A 17,742-nucleotide genomic window follows, 5' to 3' on the forward strand; every position below is an offset into this window, starting at 1 on the left:
ATTTAAATGCAAAAAAATGAGCCTGGATACAGGCTCATTTTTATCTACATCTTTTAAAACCGTATTTCTATTTTTTATTATTGATCTGTTTGTTGATGCAGATAAATACTTTTTAAACCATCATTTACTTTATTGAGAAGATGAATCAGTGTAATGACATCATCAAAAGCTAAAGTGTTTAATGCCTGTCCATAAAAATTAAAGAAATCATCTTGCAGACTATCCCAGGTTTTAAGGCCTTCGCTGGTCAGGGCGACATTCTTTGCACGTCGATCATGTTCACTAATAATGCGTTGCACCAGCCCATCGCGTTCCAGCCGTTTTAGAACAGCATCCAGATTTTGACGACTCACGCCAAGATATTCGGTCAGGTCAGAAAAGGACATTCCGGATTGCACTCGTGGCCGAGACAAGGCACCCAATACCGCCCAATGCACAGGAGAAATTCCCAGTTCATTCGAGCATTTGCGATCCAGCGTATTCCCCACCTGAAACAGTCTAAAAAAAAGTCTATTGTGGGCAGAGTACAAAGATTGATCATAATTACCTGGTAGAGCAGCACTCATTTTAAAGATCACCCTGATCAAAGCGTTTAAATAAGAAGCATTATACCTAAAAGGTATCTGCTAGAAATCAAATTCCGGTTTATATCGCTCTATGATGAGGAGACGTTCGATATAGGCTTAGGTTGCTTATTGTCTACATTTTTAGCATTCCATTCTCTGGGTTTTGTAAGCGTTCTAACATCTTTCTTTATGCTGTCGCATGCCTGTGTTTTAATGCTAAACGTTAAGATCAAAGCCAATATATGTCAATGTATTTATTCTATTAAAAAATTAATTTATTGATATTAAATGATTAAATAAATATTTAATTTTAATTTATGTAAATATATTGACATAAAAATATTCTAATCCTATTTTAGTGAGAACAGGCGATATATGAACAATAGTTAATCAGAATCAGATAAAAATATACCAGGGAGAGCTAAATGAAAGGCTTAAAGGACAAAGTAATCATCGTGACTGGTGGCGCAGGTGGAATTGGTTCGGCAACCTGTCGCCGTCTGGCGGAAGAAGGTGCCAAAGTTGCGATTTTTGATATGAATATTGCAGCCGCTGAACAGTTGGCTCAGGACATTAATCAGCACAATAATCAAGCTTTGGCGGTGCAGTGTGATATTACCGATCGCGATGTGGTCGAGCAGGCTGTACAGCAAGTAGAAGCCGAGCTTGGGCCGATTGATGGACTGGTCAATAATGCCGGTTGGGATATTTTCAAACCTTTTATCAAAACCAATCCGCAAGAATGGGAAAAACTGATTCAGATCAATCTGGTCGGTATGCTGAATATGCACTTTGCCGTTCTGAAAGGTATGGTCGAGCGCAATTCTGGCAGTATTGTCAATATTGCCTCTGATGCTGCCCGAGTCGGTTCTTCAGGTGAAGCGGTTTATGCTGCATGTAAGGGCGGACTGCTTTCATTCTCAAAAACACTGGCCCGTGAACATTCTCGTCATAACATTAAAATTAATGTGATTTGTCCGGGACCAACCGATACAGCCTTACTGGCAGGTGTCACCGAAGGTGCATCGAATCCAGAAAAATTACGTGAGGCTTTCACTCGTGCTATTCCACTCGGTCGTTTAGGTCAACCTGAAGATTTAGCCTCTTCGATTGCCTTCTTTTTAAGTGATGATGCCAGTTTTATTACTGGACAAGTACTCAGTGTTTCGGGTGGTTTAACCATGAGTGGTTAAGCAAAAACTGCTAGAAAATATGGAAAATAAAGTCAGACAGAGAAATACAGGAAGTAATAACAATGATTTTTGAAGATATCTTATACGAAGTAAAAAACGGTGTGGCATGGATTACGATTAACCGTCCAGAAAAAATGAATGCCTTTCGTGGTACGACCTGTGATGAATTAATCAAAGCCTTAAACAAGGCCGGCTATGACCGTGAAGTCGGTGCGATTGTACTGACTGGCGCCGGTGATCGTGCTTTCTGTACCGGCGGGGATCAATCCGCGCATGATGGAAACTATGATGGCCGTGGCACCATTGGTTTGCCGATGGAAGAATTACATACGGCAATGCGTGATGTGCCTAAACCGGTGATCGCTCGTGTACAAGGTTATGCGATAGGTGGTGGAAACGTATTAGCCACCATTTGCGATCTGACCATTTGTTCAGAGAATGCCATTTTTGGTCAGGTGGGCCCGAAAATGGGTTCAGTCGATCCGGGTTATGGCACAGCGTATTTAGCACGTGTAGTCGGTGAGAAAAAAGCCCGTGAAATCTGGTATATGTGCCGTCGCTATACGGGCCAAGAAGCGGTTGCAATGGGTCTTGCCAATAAATGTGTGCCTGCCGATCAACTTGATGCTGAAGTACAGGCTTGGGCCGAAGAAATCTGTCGGCGTAGTCCGACAGCCATCGCCATTGCCAAACGTAGCTTCAATATGGATACCGCACATCAGGCGGGGATTGCCGGCATGGGCATGTATGCACTAAAACTGTATTACGACACGGAAGAATCGCGTGAAGGCGTCAATGCACTCAAAGAAAAGCGCCAGCCTGAATTTCGTAAATTTTATAAATAAGGAAGATACAGCATGACTAAAAATCCTTATATTACGGAAGACTTAGAGTTTTTAGCAGAAACTGCTGAAAAGTTTGCGCAAAAATATATTGCCCCCGGTTTTTTAGAACGCGATCAAAGTCGGGTGTTTGATCGTGATCTGGTCAAAAAAATGGGAGAGATGGGCTTTATTGCACCGGAACTTCCGGAACAATATGGCGGCCAAGGCATGGGACGTCTGGCAGCAGGCATTATTCATGAAGCGGTAGCCAAAGCGGATTTAAGTTTTTCCTATATCAATCTGCTCGCTTCGCTAAATGGCCAGATTCTGGCGGAACATGGTCAACCCGAAGTGGTTGAACCGTGGCTGAAGAAACTGACCGCCGGTGAAGCAATTTTTTCGATTGCCTTGACCGAGCCGCGTGGCGGTTCAGATGCTGCCAACCTGCGTTTAAAAATCGAACGTGACGGCGATGAATATATCATTAATGGCGAAAAGACTTCGATTTCGGCTGCCGATCAGGCCGATGCATCGGTGGTATTTGGCCGTACCGGTGCCAATGAAGACGGCGCACATGGCGTGACAGCACTTCTGGTTCCAATGGATTTACCGGGCATTAGCACCACGCGTTTTGATTGTCATGGGCAACGTGCCATTGGTCGCGGTTCAATCTTCTTTGATAATGTCCGTGTACCGGTCAATCATCGTCTCGGTGATGAAAACAAAGGCTTTGTGCAGGTCATGCAAGGCTTTGACTTTTCACGTGCCTTGATTGGTTTACAGGTTTTGGCCGTGGCTCGTGTCAGTCTGGATGAAGCCTGGGAATATGCAGCGCAACGTGAAGCCTTTGGCCAGCCCTTAAGCGCTTTTCAAGGGGTGTCACATCCATTGGCCGAGTATGAAACTCAGGTAGAAGCCGCACGTTTACTCTGTCTGCAAACCTTATGGCTGAAAGACAATCATCTGCCACACACCTCCGAGGCTGGAATGTGTAAATGGTGGGGACCGAAGCTGGCCTATGATGTAATTCATCAATGTTTGCTGACCTTTGGTCATGCCGGATATGATCGTGGTGTCATGGAACAGCGCATGCGCGATGTACTGGGTTTCCAGATTGGCGATGGTACTGCACAAATTATGAAAACTATTATTGCGCGTAAAAAAGCAGGTCGAAAGGCTGTTCCGGCTTAGTGCATTATTCAGTAAAGACTCAGCCCATATAATTAAAATTAGGAGTGAACGAATGGAATTCGATGCGGTTCTTATAGCTTCCAGAAAAGAGAAGATGCTGAAAGATGGCTACTGGTTAAATAAAACCATTATTGATTCTCTGCGTCAGACCATCGACAAGAATCCAGATAAAACCGCACTGGTCAGTTTTAAAGTGGAAGATCAAACGGAGCAAGTGTTTAGCTATCAGGATCTCTGGAACATGACCAATAAAATTGCTTTAGGTTTAAAGCAATTGGGTGTGGCTAAAAATGATGTGGTCTCGTGTCAGTTGCCGAACTGGTGGGAATTTACCTTGCTGTATCTGGCCTGTAGCCGCATCGGCGCCGTACTGAATCCATTGATGCCGATTTTCCGAGAACGGGAACTGGAATTCATGCTGAAACATGGTGAAGCCAAAGTATTTATCGTACCAAAAAGCTTCCGTAATTTTGATCATGAACAGCTGGCAAATCGCTTAAAGACTAAAATTGAGACCTTGCAACATGTGGTGGTGGTCAATGGTCTTGAAGAGAATAATTTTGATCGCGTTTTGGTCAATCATGGTCTTGAGCAAGATTCTTCCGCCGTTACAAACCTAGATCAGCTTGAAGCTCGTCCTGATGATATTACCCAGCTGATTTTTACCTCAGGCACTACCGGTGAGCCGAAAGGGGTGATGCATACCGCCAACACTTTATTTTCCAATATTGTTCCCTATGCAGAACGGCTACATTTAAATCAAAATGATGTGGTACTCATGGCCTCACCGATGGCGCATCAAACCGGCTTTATGTATGGCCTGATGATGCCGATTGAACTGAATGCCAAAGTGGTGTTGCAAGATGTCTGGGATGTGTCACAAGCTGTCGATTTAATTCACCAGCATCAGGTCAGTTTCACCATGGCGTCCACACCATTCCTGAATGACCTGTCTACCACCGTTGCGGAGCAGCAGAATCAGGTCAGCAGCCTGAAAACCTTCTTGTGTGCAGGTGCACCGATTCCAGGCTCATTGGTACAAAAAGCACGGGAAACCTTAGGTGTCAAAGTGATTTCTGCTTGGGGCATGACCGAGTGCGGCGCAATTACCACCACACGACCTGAAGATGAGGATGAACGTTCCTTTAATACGGATGGGATTGCTTTGCCCGGTGTAGAGATCAAAATCGTCAATAAAGCGGGAGAAATTAAACCGCTGAATGAGCCGGGACGCTTAATGATTCGTGCCTGTTCAAGTTTTGGCGGTTATTTAAAACGTGCACATTTAAATGATACCGATGCAGATGACTGGTTTGATACCGGAGATATTGCCTATCAGGATGAGCAAGGCTATATCCGGATATGGGGACGTAAAAAAGATGTAATCATTCGCGGTGGAGAAAATATTCCGGTCGCAGAAATTGAATCTCTGCTGTATAAGCATCCGAATATCGCCGTCGTGGCGCTGGTGGCTTATGCCGATGAACGACTTGGTGAAAGAGCCTGTGCGATTATCAAGCTTAAAGATCCAAGTCAGCCATTAGAACTGAATGATATCGTCAACTTTTTAAAAACCCATAATCTCGCGATGCAATATATTCCAGAACGCCTGGAGATTTGGGAAGATATTCCAATGACGCCGTCTGGAAAAATCCAGAAGTTTAAACTTCGTGAACTGCTGGCCAGTCATCTTGCCTCAGCCAATTGATCGTTAAAGATAAACTCCTGAAATATATTCAGGAGTTTTTGCTATAGATTGAAATGGGAAGCCAAACCTTAAATTGATTTATCGCGTTATTTTAATAACTTCAATAAAGCTTCAGCTGTCGCAGCCGAAGAGGCAGGATTTTGTCCGGTAATGAGCAGACCATCTTCTTGGACATAAGCCTGCCAATCATCAGCTTTGGAATATTGGCCAGCTTTTTCTTTGAGCATGTCTTCAACTAAAAATGGCACAATAGCGGTCAGGCCCACGCCGTCTTCTTCGCTATTACTAAAGCCAGTAACTGTCTTGCCTTCTATAATCGAACGACCTTCAGCATCTTTAACATCACGAAGTACGCCCGGCGCATGACAAACCAATGCCACAGGTTTATTGGCCTGCAAAGTCTGCTCAATCAAGGAAATAGAGTTCTGGTCTTCGGCTAGATCCCATAATGGACCATGACCACCGGGATAGAACACGGCATCAAAATCCTGATTTAAGACTTCACTTAATTTATATGTATTGGCAAGCTGCTGCATGGCCACTTCATCTGCTTCAAAACGTTTGGTGGTTTCAGTCTGTGCATCCGGTTCGTTACTTTTTGGGTCTAAGGGCGGCTGGCCACCCGCAGGAGAAGCCAGAATTAGCTCTGCACCTGCGTCAACAAAGCTATAGTAAGGTGCAGCCAGCTCTTCCAGCCAAAATCCGGTTTTCTTGCCGGTATCGCCAAGCGTGTCATGTGAAGTCAGAACGATCAGAATTTTCATGTTATTTTCCTGTATCTCATTAAATATTGCGAATGGCTGCTTGTTAATTTAACAAGTCGCGGGCATCAGGAATGTTGTGATACGTTCATTTGCTGTATCGATACGTTTGTGTTTGAGTTGAATTAACTTAAGGCTGTATTTATGAAGCGAACAGTTTTTTAAGCGCAATTATCTGCCCATTAACAGGTCTTGCTGAAGGTCCGCCTGTTTACGCAGAAAATCCCAGACCAGTTTAATTTTCGGTTCGTGTTGCAGATCAACCAGCGTCAGCATCCAGAAAGTGTGGGTAAAACTGACCTGATCGCCCAGAACCTGTTGCAGTTCACTTTTATCATGGGCCAAAAATTTCGGTAAAATAGCTAGCCCGGCACCGGCACTGACCGCAATTTGCTGGGCCAGAATACTGTTACTGCGAAAACAGGCAGTCAATTGCAGCGGTAAACGTTCCAGCGAATACAGGGCCGAGCTATAGACCAGATCATCAATATAATCGACAAAACGGTGCTGCTTGAGGTCTTCCAGTTTTTTAATTTGCGGATTTTTCTGTAAATAATGCTGACTGCCATACAGTTTTAGACAGTAATTCGACAGACGGGTAATGATATAGGGGCCCGATTTGGGCCGGTCAATCGCAATTACAATATCGGCTTCACGATGCGAAAGTTTGATCGCTTTCGGCACCGGAATCAGGTCAATGGTCAGTAAAGGGTAGTGCTGGGAGAACTCGGCAAGTAAGCGCGCTAAAAATGCCGTACCAAAACCTTCTGGTGCACCAATCCGCACCCGGCCTTGCAAGGGATCGTTGCGTTTGTCAATCTGGATAAAGGATTGTTCCATCAGTTCCACACGCGGCACCAAGGCCAGACCTTCCGAGGTCAGCTCATACCCTGTCGCTTCGCGTTTAAACAGTTGCGTGCCGAGGGTATTTTCCAGCGCCTGAATCCGCCGTGCCACGGTACTGTGTTCCACCCCAATCAAGCGTGCTGCATTGGTGAGCGTTTTGGCACGTGCCAAAACCAAAAAGAAACGTAAATGATCCCAATCTACTTTCATCTTCTATTTAACATCCTGTTAAATCCCTGTGCATATTTGCACATCTATCGTGCATCAATTTCTATTGGTGGTCAAAGTGTTCTTTGTTAGTCTGCTGAAACAGCGTAAAAATAATACGTTTAAAACAGCCAGTAAAGGCAGACACAACCACAATAACAAACCAGCACGGAGCGACCATGAACGCCATTCATCATCCACAGCAAAGTACCGGATTCACCACCGCAAAACTCCTCATTAATGGTGAATTTGTCGAATCAAAAACCAGTCATTGGCAAGATATTATCAACCCTGCCACTCAAGAAGTTTTGGGTCAGGTGCCATTTGCAACTGCAGAAGAAGTCAATGCCGCGATTGCTGCCGCACAAAATGCCTTTGCCAGCTGGCGCCAAACCCCGATTCAGGCACGTATGCGGATTATGTTGAAGCTGCAGGATCTGATTCGTACTAACTTAAAAAGTATTGCCCAAGTATTAACGGCGGAACAGGGCAAAACCCTGGCTGATGCCGAAGGTGACATTCAGCGTGGCTTAGAAGTGGTGGAGCATGCCTGTTCTATTGGTTCACTACAAATGGGTGAATATGTTGAAGGTGTGGCACGTGGGGTCGATACCTATACCTTGCAGCAACCACTCGGTGTTTGTGCGGGAATTACGCCGTTTAACTTTCCGGCGATGATTCCACTGTGGATGTTCCCGATGGCGATTGTCTGCGGTAATACCTTTGTCTTAAAGCCCTCGGAACAGGATCCGCTATCGACCATGATGCTGGTGGAACTGGCAATTGAGGCAGGCGTACCTGCTGGTGTGCTGAATGTAGTGCATGGCGGTAAAGAAGTGGTGGATCTGCTGTGTACCCATCGTGACATCAAAGCCATTTCATTTGTCGGTTCAACCGCGGTCGGTACGCATGTCTACAATCTGGCCGGCCAGCACGGTAAACGTGTACAGTCGATGATGGGCGCGAAAAACCATGTCGTGGTGATGCCGGATGCCAGTAAAGAACAAACCCTGAATGCGTTGGTGGGTGCAGCATTTGGTGCAGCCGGTCAGCGTTGTATGGCGCTTTCGGTGGCCGTGATGGTCGGGGACACCAAGCACTGGGTCGATGAACTGGTTAATAAAACCAAAACTTTGAAAGTTAATGCAGGCCATGAACCGAATACTGATGTTGGGCCAGTGATTTCGACCCGTGCCAAAGCGCGTGTCATCGATCTGATTAATAGTGGTGTTGAACAAGGCGCTGAACTGCTGCTGGATGGTCGTGATGTGAATGTTCAGGGTTATGAAAAAGGCAATTTTGTCGGACCAACGATTTTTAATCAGGTCACGACCGATATGCGCATTTATCAGGAAGAAGTATTTGGTCCGGTACTGGCGATCATACATGTTGATACTTTAGAACAAGCCATTGCACTGATTAATGCCAATCCATTCGGTAACGGCGTTGGACTCTTTACTCAAAATGGCAATACTGCACGCACATTCCAGCACCAGATTGATATCGGTCAGGTCGGCATTAACATTCCAATTCCTGTACCTGTGCCGTTCTTCAGCTTTACCGGTTCGCGTGGTTCAAAACTGGGGGATTTAGGTCCTTATGGCAAGCAGGCAGTGCAGTTCTATACCCAGACCAAAACCATTACCAGCCGCTGGTTTGAAGATGATCAGGAAACCACAGGCGTCAATACCACGATTAGCCTGCGCTAAGGAGCATCAGCATGAAGATTACATTTATTGGTTTGGGCAACATGGGCGGCTCGATGGCGCAGAACCTGCTCAAGGCAGGGCATCAGGTTTTTGGTTATGACTTGAGTGAAGTCGCTTTACAGCATTTTGCCGAAGCGGGCGGTATCGTTTGTGACAGTCCACAAGCTGCCGCAAAACAGGCAGATATTGTGGTCAGCATGTTGCCTGCAGCCAAGCATGTACGTGAAGTTTATCTTGGTGAGCACGGTATTCTGAACGTGCTTCAAGCGGGCAGTTTGTGTATCGACAGCAGTACCATTGACCCGCAAACCATTCAGGAGGTTGCTGCAGCAGCGCAGGCCAGACAAATTCGTGTCTGTGATGCGCCAGTCTCTGGCGGGACTTTGGGCGCCAAAGACGGAACTTTGACCTTTATGGTGGGTGCAGACGATGCCACCTTTGAGGCCGTAAAACCGGTCCTCAACTGTATGGGCAAAAATCTGGTGCATTGTGGCGCTGTAGGAACAGGACAGGTCGCAAAAATCTGCAATAACCTGATTCTGGGTATTTCCATGACCGCCGTTGCAGAAGGCATGGCACTTGGAGCCAAACTGGGAATTGATCCGCAAGCACTAGCCGGGGTAATCAATAGTTCCACCGGACGTTGCTGGAGTTCTGAAATCTATAATCCTTGGCCGGATATCTGTGCCAATGCACCGTCATCACGGGGTTATACCGATGGTTTTGCAGCACAGCTGATGCTTAAAGATTTGGGCCTGGCTGTCGATGCAGCGCAACAGGTGGACCAACCGGTGGTTCTGGGTAGCATAGTGCAGAAACTCTATCAACAACTGTGTCAGGAAGGCGATGCTCATCTGGACTTCTCCAGTATTATGCATCAATACACCACGCCAAATGCTTAATACTTAAAATATCCAGATGGAGCAAGGATTCGCTTCATCAACAATACCTTGTCAGTAATAACGATAAATTCAGGCTGAGGTTTAACATGTTAGATTATCAAAAAACAATTGAAAATTTTGATTTAGATGCAGTGGCAAAGCAGTATCTGTCCGGTTCGATGCAGGCGCTGAACGCCTGTTATGAATGCTGCGACCGCCATGCAGATTCCGATGCAATTGCTTTACACTGGTACGGTAAAGATGGCCGTAAAGAACAGTATAGCTTTCGCGAACTCAAGAAATATTCCAGCCAGTTTGCAAATTTCTTAAAATCTCAAGGCATTGGCAAAGGCGACCGCGTTTCCGGATTATTACCGCGGACTCCGGAGCTGATCATTACCATTTTAGCGACCTGGCGGATTGGTGCAGTGTATCAACCTTTATTTACGGCCTTTGGTCCCAAAGCTATTGAACATCGCATTCAGCTGGCGCAAAGCAAGCTGGTAGTGACTGATCTGGCGAATCGGGAGAAACTATCCGATCTTAGCGCTTGTCCCACGATCGTCACTGTACATGTCGAAACCGAGGCAGAGCGTTATCCACAAGACCTCAGTTTTTGGACGGTGTTAAACCGCCAGGCTGAAGGTTGTGAACTGGAAATGCTCAGTATCGATGAGCCATTTTTATTGATGTTTACCTCTGGAACCACTGGACCGGCCAAGCCCTTAAAAGTTCCACTTAAAGCCCTGATTGCTTTTGCCGGCTATATGCACAATGCCATCGGTCTAACCGAAAATGATGCTTTCTGGAATATTGCTGATCCGGGCTGGGCTTATGGTTTGTACTATGGGATTACCGGCCCGTTATTGCTCGGACACTCGACCCTGTTTTATGAGGGTGGTTTCAATGCCGAAAGTGTCTGCGACATTGTCAAGCAATATGGTATTACCAATCTGGCCGGTGCGCCGACCGCTTACCGCATGATGATGGCAGCAGATGCTGAACAGATGGCACAGCTACGGGGCAAGTTGCGCGTGGTCAGCAGTGCTGGAGAACCTTTAAACCCGGAAGTGATCCGCTGGTTTAAAGAGGTGCTGGATGTGCCAATTTATGACCATTATGGCCAGACTGAAGTCGGGATGGTGGTGTGTAATCATCATGCGCTACAACATCCGGTCCGTTCAGGTTCGGCAGGCTTTGCCAGCCCGGGTTACCGGATTGCAGTCGTCGATGAACAAGGTCATGAATTAACGGCTGACGTTCCGGGCGTCCTGGCAGTGGATATCAGTCAATCACCCATGATGTGGTTCTCGGGTTATGAAGAAAGCCGTAAATCGCCCTTTGTTGGACATTACTATTTAACCGGTGATACCGCGGAAATTCATGCTGATGGCAGTATGAGCTTTGTTGGACGTAGTGATGATGTCATTACCACCTCAGGCTATCGCGTGGGGCCATTTGATGTGGAAAGTGCCTTGCTGGAACATGATGCCGTGATTGAAGCAGCAGTCATTGGCGTGCCTGATCCTGAACGTACCGAAGTGATTAAAGCCTTTGTGATTCTGGCGAATAACTTTGCAGCTTCATCTCATCTGGAAGAAGAACTAGGCCAGTTTGTGAAAAAGCGTTTGTCTGCGCATGCCTATCCGCGCCTGATTGAATTCGTCACAGAATTGCCAAAAACCCCGAGTGGCAAGATTCAGCGTTTCTTACTGCGTAATCAGGAAATCAACAAGCAGCAGGTAAAGACCGCATAACTAGCCAAAGCCAGCAGATTGAATAAAAATATTAAATAAAGAGATTGAAGGAAGCATCCATGCAATTTACGGAAGAGCAACAACTGATTCAGGATATGGCCAAAAGCTTCGCTCAGGAACAGATTAAACCTTTTGCCGGCGAGTGGGATCAAAAAGGCATATTTCCTAAACAGACCTTGTCTCAAATGGGTGAGCTAGGTTTTTTAGGCATGCTGATTCCAGAAGAGTGGGGCGGTTCAGGTACAGGCACGCTGGCTTATGTACTGGCCCTCGAAGAAGTGGCAGCGGCAGATGGTGCAACGTCCGCCATCATGAGCGTACACAACTCGGTGGGTTGTGTGCCGATTCTGAAGTTTGGAACGGAACAGCAAAAGCAGCAGTTTCTAAAACCTTTGGCTCAAGGGCAAATGATTGGTGCCTTCGCCCTGACCGAACCGCATACCGGATCGGATGCTGCAGCGATTAAAACCCGGGCCGTGAAAGATGGCGATCACTACATTATCAATGGCGCCAAACAGTTTATTACCTCGGGTCATAATGCCGGGATGATTATTGTCTTTGCCGTGACCGATCCAACTGCGGGAAAAAAAGGCATGAGTGCATTTTTAGTGCCGCGCGACACGCCCGGTTATGAAGTGATTCGGGTCGAAGAAAAACTCGGTCTGCATGCTTCGGATACCTGTCAGATTGCTTTAACCGATGTCCGCGTTCATGAAAGTTTAAGACTCGGTGCAGAAGGTGAAGGCTTAAAAATTGCCTTGGCCAATCTGGAAGGTGGACGGATCGGCATTGCCGCACAAGCAGTGGGTCTGGCCCGCGCTGCATTGGAAGAAGCGACTGTTTATGCACATGATCGCGTGGCCTTTGGCAAACCGATTTTTGAACAGCAGGCGATTTCGTTCAGGCTGGCCAGCATGGCCACCGAAATTGAAGCGGCGCGACAACTGGTCCATTTTGCTGCACGTAAAAAGGAAGCAGGTGAAAGCTGTTTAACCGAAGCCTCTATGGCCAAACTCTTTGCTTCGGAAATGGCAGAACGTATCTGTTCCAAAGCGCTGCAGATTTTTGGCGGTTACGGTTATCTGAAAGACTTTCCGATTGAACGCATTTATCGCGATGCGCGTATTTGTCAGATTTATGAAGGCACCAGCGATATTCAGCGTCTGGTAATTGCACGTAGTTTATAATTTTAAAGGGATTTTTATCATGCAATGGCAAACTATTTTACTCGAACAGCGTAACGGGGTCGGGCTGATTACTTTAAATCGTCCACAAGCCTTAAATGCCTTGAATAATCAATTGATCGTTGAAGTGAATCAGGCGCTGGATCAGCTGGAAAAAGACCCGCAGATTGGCTGTATTGTCATCACTGGTTCGGAAAAAGCCTTTGCTGCAGGTGCAGATATCAAAGAAATGGCAGATTTAAACTTTCCGCAAATTTATCTGGATGATTTTTTCAGTCTGGCCGACCGGATTGCCCAGCGCCGTAAGCCCTTAATTGCTGCGGTGAGTGGCTATGCCTTGGGCGGTGGTTGTGAATTGGCCTTAATGTGCGATTTTATTTACTGCGCTGATAATGCAAAATTTGGTTTGCCTGAAGTCACTTTAGGGGTATTGCCCGGCATTGGCGGAACGCAACGTTTAACCTTGGCGATTGGTAAAGCCAAAGCCATGGAAATGTGTCTGACTGCACGTCACATGGGCGCGCAAGAAGCCGAGCAAAGTGGGTTAGTGGCACGTGTCTTTGCCAAAGAAGAGTTACTAGAACAAACTCTGCAAGCTGCCGAAAAAATTGCTGAAAAGTCGCTTACGGCCGTGATGATGATTAAAGAATCAATTAATCGGGCTTTTGAAGTCAGTCTGGCCGAAGGTCTACGCTTTGAACGACGGATATTCCATTCCATTTTTGCCGGTGCTGATCAAAAGGAAGGCATGCAGGCTTTTGTCGAAAAACGCCCAGCCAAATTCACCCATCAATAAAACAAAAATAGGAAAATAAAATGAGTGATGAAAATAATTTAGCGATTCGGGTACAAGGACGTTTAGGCATTATCAGCCTGGACCGCACCAGTCATTTAAATGCCTTAACCCTGCGGATGATTCAAGGGATTCAGTCACAACTAGATCAGTGGCGCCATGATCCAGCGGTGCAAGCGATTCTGATCAATTCTAACAGTCCCAAGGCATTCTGTGCCGGAGGAGACATCCGTTATCTGTATGACAGCTATCAGGCAGGCAATACCCAATATCAGGATTTTTTTGCCACTGAATATAGCATGCTGAGCACACTGCGCAATTTTCCAAAGGCTGTCATCGTGATGATGGATGGTTATGTTCTGGGCGGTGGCTTTGGTCTGGCTCAAGCCTGTCATATTAAAGTGAGCAGTGAAAAATCACGCTTTGCCATGCCAGAAACCGCGATTGGATTTTTCCCGGATGTGGGAGCCACCCACTTTCTCTCCCGACTGGATGATGTAGGCATTTATATGGCGTTGACAGGGGAGCAGATCAGCAGCAGTGATGCGCTATATCTGGATCTGGTCGATTATCATGTACCGAGTGAAAATTTTGCTGAACTGGAAACCGCATTGATTGCTGCACCGGTATTAAATCAGATTGAAATCCAAAAAATCATCAGTGCGTACATTACCCATCCGGTAGAAAGCGAGTTGCAAAAACGTGCAGATCTGATTAGTCAGCATTTTGGCCATCCAAACCTCGATGAGATCGAACAGAGTTTGGCACATGCAAGTAGCGCCACCGATCAGGAGTGGGCCAATAAAATGCTGGTCATCTTGCAGCAACGTCCAGTCATGGCCAAGCAAACGAGTCTGAAGTTACAGCAGGCCGGACAAAACTTATCGCTGGAAAAATGTATGCAACTGGAGCGAGATCTACAGGATGTCTGGTTGGAGCAAGGCGACTTTATTGAAGGTGTACGTGCACTGATTATTGATAAAGATAAAAATCCACAATGGCAAACCGATAATTCGAAATTTGAAAAAACGCTGGAAAAACTCTGGCCGGTTTGGACTCAACAGCGCGTAGAAAATACATATTAAAGATTCAGATTAAAAACCCTCTCATACGCAGTAATGAGAGGGTTTTTCGCCGAGCTTTCAACATAGGATTTTACCCTAAATTTCTATTCTTAATGGGATTTTTTCCTTTTCTTGCCACCGCCATCTTGCTTGTTGACAGTAGACCAGGCAATACGTTCGGCTTCCTCCTCAGAATGACCGCGTTCTTTTTCGCTTTCTTCAATATGTTCGGCCTGCCGTTTTTGTTTATCGGTATAGGCTGATTTGTCACCTCTAGGCATATTGCTGTCCTCATCAAGGTTGGCTGAAATTACTATAACAATAACCTGTTTCTATGGCGGTAAATATCTGTCATGTATTTGTTGAAATTATTTTATAAAACCAGCATCTTTTAAGTGATAGAAAACCTGAAGAATAAATGAATGAAGATAACGGTTCTCACTGACTGTTATCTTCAAATTCTAATTAACCGTTAATGATACTGCCTCCATTAACATGAATGACTTGACCGGAAATATAACTGGCTTCTTCACTCGCTAGAAATAAATACGCTGGTGCGACTTCACTAGGCTGGCCCATCCGACCCATGGGTGTCTGTTTACCGAACTCTTTGAGCTGTTCTTCATCAAAACTGCTTGGAATGAGGGGAGTCCAGATGGGGCCGGGTGCTACGCCGTTGACCCGGATCCCGGTTTTATTTTTTAACAAACTGGTGGAAAGACTGCGGGTAAATGTGGTGATGGCACCTTTGGTACTTGAGTAATCAATCAGTTCATCATGTCCATGATAACTGGTAATACTGGTGGTATTAATAATGCTGTCACCTTCTTGCATGTGCGGAATCACAGCCTGAGTCAAGTGAAACATCGACAGAATATTCACATTAAAGGTCTTAAAAAGTTGCTCAGGAGAAATATCGCTAATACTTTTTTGCGGATATTGAACCCCGGCATTATTGACCAGAATATTAATGGTTTTAAATTCCTGAAGCGTCTGCTCAACCATTTTCTTGATTTCATCTTGATCTTGTAAATCACACTTGATCAGTAAACAACGCCGTCCTGCATCCTCTACCATCTTTCTGGTATCTTGAGCATCCTGATCTTCATCCAGATAACAAATCACAATATCAGCACCTTCACGGGCAAACAAGACCGAGACTGACCGACCTATACCGCTATCGCCACCTGTGATCAGGGCGATTTTACTTTTAAGTTTATCGCTACCTTTATAATTCGGTTTGATGACTTCCGGTGCAGGATCCATTTTGGTTTGCACACCAGGTTGATGATCTTGAGTTTCAGTTGAAGCAGGGGTTTCAGGATAGTTATTCATGTTTTCCCTTTTTCTGTACAAAGTTTAGAAATATCTTAGAGGCTTTCTAGCTTTATGCATTCGGTCTCAACATTTAATAACAGAATGCATTCGAGATTTATCAATTATTCATAGAGCTGTGATTGACATGATTTTAAGTAAAACTAGATACCGCCATTGTCTAAATCTTAATAGAACAGAATACCGCCTATGGTTTACAGCATTCTATCTCTCACATTTTGAGCAACCATTTCTATCAGAGTTTTTATGTCCTTTTAGGATATGGCTCTAGATTTAATTAAGCATCTAAAATTATTGAATAAATTAATAATTATGATATTCATCAAAATTTATCTGATTAATAAATAGCAGAAAAATGCTTTAGATAAGGATAGGCCTTTACCAAGTTTGGCAGGGTCAATAAATATATTAGCAAGAAGATACACCAGTAAAATTACATGAAGGTGTTGAAGCAGCCAAACTAACATGATCACACTAAATGTAATAGCTAACGTAATAGCGTATGAGAAATTTCATTTGAAAAAAAGGAAATATGAGATTTACCTCATTAAGATTTTGAGGCATATCTCTATAAAGAAATGAGCTGTTGACATTAAAAAGTAATGAAGCTGAAAATTTCAAAATTAACTTTTATGAACAGTAGAAGATAGATGAACTTAAAGTATCATGTACTCAATTTAACATAATATACATTATACGAAATCAGTCTGTTACTCACCATTCAAAATGTCTATATTCTCACCAATAAAAATGTCTAGTTTATGATGGTTTAAACATCATGGACTGGATATGAAATATAGATGCTGATCACTATGTCTGACAAAGAAATTCAACGTCTTGCTGTTCTGCAAGACGTTCGAGATCAACGTATTACCCAAGTCCGTGCTGCTGAAATCCTCAATCTTTCAACCCGTCAAATTACCCGGTTATTACAAAAGCTCAATCAAGATGGTGTCTCAGGTATGGCGCATGCCAGTCGTGGTCAACCAGGTCATCGTCGCCATGATGATTTATTAAAATCAAAATGTCTTTCCATTATTTCTGAACATCTGCTTGGATTTGGACCCACCTTGGCCCATGAGAAGCTCAGCAGCATATTTGACCTGAATATCCCGGTAGAAACGCTTCGGCGCTGGATGACTGCAAATGACCTCTGGATTCCGCGATCCAAGCGCCTTAAACGCCCATATCAGCCACGCTATAACCGTGATTGCTTCGGTGAGCTGATCCAGATTGATGGCTCATATCATGACTGGTTTGAAGGTCGAGCCCCCAAATGCTGCTTGTTGGTTTATATCGATGATGCCACTGGAAAGCTGTTGCATCTGCGCTTTTGTGAGGCGGAAACGACCTTTGACTATATGCTTTCAACCCGAGCCTACATTGAACAATACGGTAAGCCTCTGGCCTTTTATAGCGATAAACATTCGGTATTCCGAATGAACCAGAAATCGAGCCAGGACAGCGAGATCACGCAATTTGGGCGGATTCTGAATGAGTTAAACATTGATATTATCTTCGCCAATTCACCCCAGGCCAAAGGTCGCGTAGAGCGAGCGAATAGAACCCTTCAGGACCGTTTGATCAAGGAGATGCGCCTGGAAGGCATCTGTTCGATTGCAGAAGCAAATGCCTGGTTGCCCTGCTTTATTGAGCAGTTCAATCAGAAGTTCGCCAAATGTGCGCGAAACTCAAAGAACCTGCATCGACCATTAACCGAATC

The 17,742-nt window shown here is 45.1% G+C and carries 16 protein-coding genes; 11 read left to right on the forward strand and 5 right to left on the reverse strand.

The features are described from left to right. Positions 1 to 77 precede the first annotated feature (77 nt). Complete coding sequence (locus FTU90_RS13685; RefSeq protein ID WP_180072873.1) at positions 78 to 566, reverse strand: MarR family winged helix-turn-helix transcriptional regulator; 489 nt, start codon at positions 564 to 566, stop codon at positions 78 to 80. Positions 567 to 991: 425 nt separating this feature from the next. Between FTU90_RS13685 and badH the strand changes: the two genes are divergently transcribed. From badH to aliA, 4 genes are all read left to right on the forward strand, one after another. After that, positions 992 to 1,759: a 2-hydroxycyclohexanecarboxyl-CoA dehydrogenase gene (badH, locus tag FTU90_RS13690; RefSeq protein ID WP_180072875.1), complete on the forward strand. Its 768-nt coding sequence runs from the start codon at positions 992 to 994 to the stop codon at positions 1,757 to 1,759. Positions 1,760 to 1,821: 62 nt separating this feature from the next. Continuing rightward, complete coding sequence (gene badI, locus FTU90_RS13695; protein WP_005096888.1) at positions 1,822 to 2,604, forward strand: 2-ketocyclohexanecarboxyl-CoA hydrolase; 783 nt, start codon at positions 1,822 to 1,824, stop codon at positions 2,602 to 2,604. A gap of 12 nt (positions 2,605 to 2,616) precedes the next feature. After that, positions 2,617 to 3,774 (forward strand): cyclohexanecarboxyl-CoA dehydrogenase, encoded by a 1,158-nt coding sequence (gene aliB, locus FTU90_RS13700; RefSeq protein ID WP_180072877.1) that lies wholly within the window; start codon positions 2,617 to 2,619, stop codon positions 3,772 to 3,774. A gap of 52 nt (positions 3,775 to 3,826) precedes the next feature. Then, positions 3,827 to 5,482, forward strand: a complete 1,656-nt coding sequence (aliA, locus tag FTU90_RS13705; protein WP_180072879.1) for a cyclohexanecarboxylate-CoA ligase — start codon at positions 3,827 to 3,829, stop codon at positions 5,480 to 5,482. A gap of 86 nt (positions 5,483 to 5,568) precedes the next feature. On the opposite strand, the gene FTU90_RS13710 is transcribed toward aliA, so the two are convergent. Continuing rightward, positions 5,569 to 6,246, reverse strand: coding sequence for a type 1 glutamine amidotransferase domain-containing protein (locus FTU90_RS13710; protein WP_180049442.1), 678 nt, complete (start codon positions 6,244 to 6,246; stop codon positions 5,569 to 5,571). A 168-nt stretch (positions 6,247 to 6,414) separates the two neighbouring features. Further along, the gene (locus tag FTU90_RS13715) at positions 6,415 to 7,299 is read right to left on the reverse strand and encodes a LysR family transcriptional regulator (protein WP_005096883.1); all 885 of its coding nucleotides are present in this window, start codon (positions 7,297 to 7,299) and stop codon (positions 6,415 to 6,417) included. A gap of 176 nt (positions 7,300 to 7,475) precedes the next feature. Between FTU90_RS13715 and FTU90_RS13720 the strand changes: the two genes are divergently transcribed. From FTU90_RS13720 to FTU90_RS13745, 6 genes are all read left to right on the forward strand, one after another. After that, positions 7,476 to 9,005, forward strand: a complete 1,530-nt coding sequence (locus FTU90_RS13720) for a CoA-acylating methylmalonate-semialdehyde dehydrogenase (RefSeq protein WP_180072881.1) — start codon at positions 7,476 to 7,478, stop codon at positions 9,003 to 9,005. Positions 9,006 to 9,016: 11 nt separating this feature from the next. Continuing rightward, positions 9,017 to 9,907, forward strand: a complete 891-nt coding sequence (gene mmsB, locus FTU90_RS13725; RefSeq protein ID WP_180072883.1) for a 3-hydroxyisobutyrate dehydrogenase — start codon at positions 9,017 to 9,019, stop codon at positions 9,905 to 9,907. Between the two features lie 86 nt (positions 9,908 to 9,993). Continuing rightward, positions 9,994 to 11,643, forward strand: a complete 1,650-nt coding sequence (locus FTU90_RS13730; protein ID WP_180001365.1) for an AMP-binding protein — start codon at positions 9,994 to 9,996, stop codon at positions 11,641 to 11,643. 59 nt (positions 11,644 to 11,702) lie between these two features. Beyond that, positions 11,703 to 12,830, forward strand: coding sequence for an acyl-CoA dehydrogenase family protein (locus FTU90_RS13735; protein ID WP_180072885.1), 1,128 nt, complete (start codon positions 11,703 to 11,705; stop codon positions 12,828 to 12,830). 19 nt (positions 12,831 to 12,849) lie between these two features. Further along, positions 12,850 to 13,623 carry an enoyl-CoA hydratase gene (locus FTU90_RS13740; RefSeq protein WP_005096874.1) on the forward strand — a complete coding sequence of 258 codons (774 nt, stop codon included), beginning with the start codon at positions 12,850 to 12,852 and terminating at the stop codon, positions 13,621 to 13,623. Positions 13,624 to 13,643: 20 nt separating this feature from the next. Then, positions 13,644 to 14,705: an enoyl-CoA hydratase/isomerase family protein gene (locus FTU90_RS13745; RefSeq protein ID WP_005096872.1), complete on the forward strand. Its 1,062-nt coding sequence runs from the start codon at positions 13,644 to 13,646 to the stop codon at positions 14,703 to 14,705. Positions 14,706 to 14,794: 89 nt separating this feature from the next. Here the strand turns inward: FTU90_RS13745 and FTU90_RS13750 are convergent, their stop codons facing one another. Together FTU90_RS13750 and FTU90_RS13755 are read right to left on the reverse strand one after the other, a co-directional pair. Next, positions 14,795 to 14,965: a hypothetical protein gene (locus FTU90_RS13750; protein ID WP_005096870.1), complete on the reverse strand. Its 171-nt coding sequence runs from the start codon at positions 14,963 to 14,965 to the stop codon at positions 14,795 to 14,797. A 184-nt stretch (positions 14,966 to 15,149) separates the two neighbouring features. Continuing rightward, entirely contained in the window at positions 15,150 to 16,019 is an 870-nt protein-coding gene (locus FTU90_RS13755) for an SDR family oxidoreductase (RefSeq protein ID WP_074382801.1), read from the reverse strand. A gap of 800 nt (positions 16,020 to 16,819) precedes the next feature. Between FTU90_RS13755 and FTU90_RS13760 the strand changes: the two genes are divergently transcribed. Then, positions 16,820 to 17,742, forward strand: a 923-nt coding sequence (locus tag FTU90_RS13760) for an ISNCY family transposase (RefSeq protein ID WP_180072887.1), incomplete at its 3' end; no start/stop codon positions are given.

Origin of the sequence: Acinetobacter sp. YH12200, from assembly GCF_013418175.1 — a bacterium.
Classification (GTDB): domain Bacteria; phylum Pseudomonadota; class Gammaproteobacteria; order Pseudomonadales; family Moraxellaceae; genus Acinetobacter; species Acinetobacter pseudolwoffii.

Bases quoted from the DNA above. Each gene is read 5' to 3' on its own strand.
- badI (WP_005096888.1), top strand. From the start codon at position 1,822: ATGATTTTTGAAGATATCTTATACGAAGTAAAAAACGGTGTGGCATGG.
- FTU90_RS13745 (WP_005096872.1), top strand. From the start codon at position 13,644: ATGAGTGATGAAAATAATTTAGCGATTCGGGTACAAGGACGTTTAGGC.
- FTU90_RS13715 (WP_005096883.1), bottom strand. From the start codon at position 7,299: ATGAAAGTAGATTGGGATCATTTACGTTTCTTTTTGGTTTTGGCACGT.
- FTU90_RS13735 (WP_180072885.1), top strand. From the start codon at position 11,703: ATGCAATTTACGGAAGAGCAACAACTGATTCAGGATATGGCCAAAAGC.
- FTU90_RS13720 (WP_180072881.1), top strand. From the start codon at position 7,476: ATGAACGCCATTCATCATCCACAGCAAAGTACCGGATTCACCACCGCA.
- FTU90_RS13750 (WP_005096870.1), bottom strand. From the start codon at position 14,965: ATGCCTAGAGGTGACAAATCAGCCTATACCGATAAACAAAAACGGCAG.
- badH (WP_180072875.1), top strand. From the start codon at position 992: ATGAAAGGCTTAAAGGACAAAGTAATCATCGTGACTGGTGGCGCAGGT.
- FTU90_RS13710 (WP_180049442.1), bottom strand. From the start codon at position 6,246: ATGAAAATTCTGATCGTTCTGACTTCACATGACACGCTTGGCGATACC.
- FTU90_RS13755 (WP_074382801.1), bottom strand. From the start codon at position 16,019: ATGAATAACTATCCTGAAACCCCTGCTTCAACTGAAACTCAAGATCAT.
- FTU90_RS13740 (WP_005096874.1), top strand. From the start codon at position 12,850: ATGCAATGGCAAACTATTTTACTCGAACAGCGTAACGGGGTCGGGCTG.
- FTU90_RS13730 (WP_180001365.1), top strand. From the start codon at position 9,994: ATGTTAGATTATCAAAAAACAATTGAAAATTTTGATTTAGATGCAGTG.
- mmsB (WP_180072883.1), top strand. From the start codon at position 9,017: ATGAAGATTACATTTATTGGTTTGGGCAACATGGGCGGCTCGATGGCG.
- FTU90_RS13685 (WP_180072873.1), bottom strand. From the start codon at position 566: ATGAGTGCTGCTCTACCAGGTAATTATGATCAATCTTTGTACTCTGCC.
- aliA (WP_180072879.1), top strand. From the start codon at position 3,827: ATGGAATTCGATGCGGTTCTTATAGCTTCCAGAAAAGAGAAGATGCTG.
- aliB (WP_180072877.1), top strand. From the start codon at position 2,617: ATGACTAAAAATCCTTATATTACGGAAGACTTAGAGTTTTTAGCAGAA.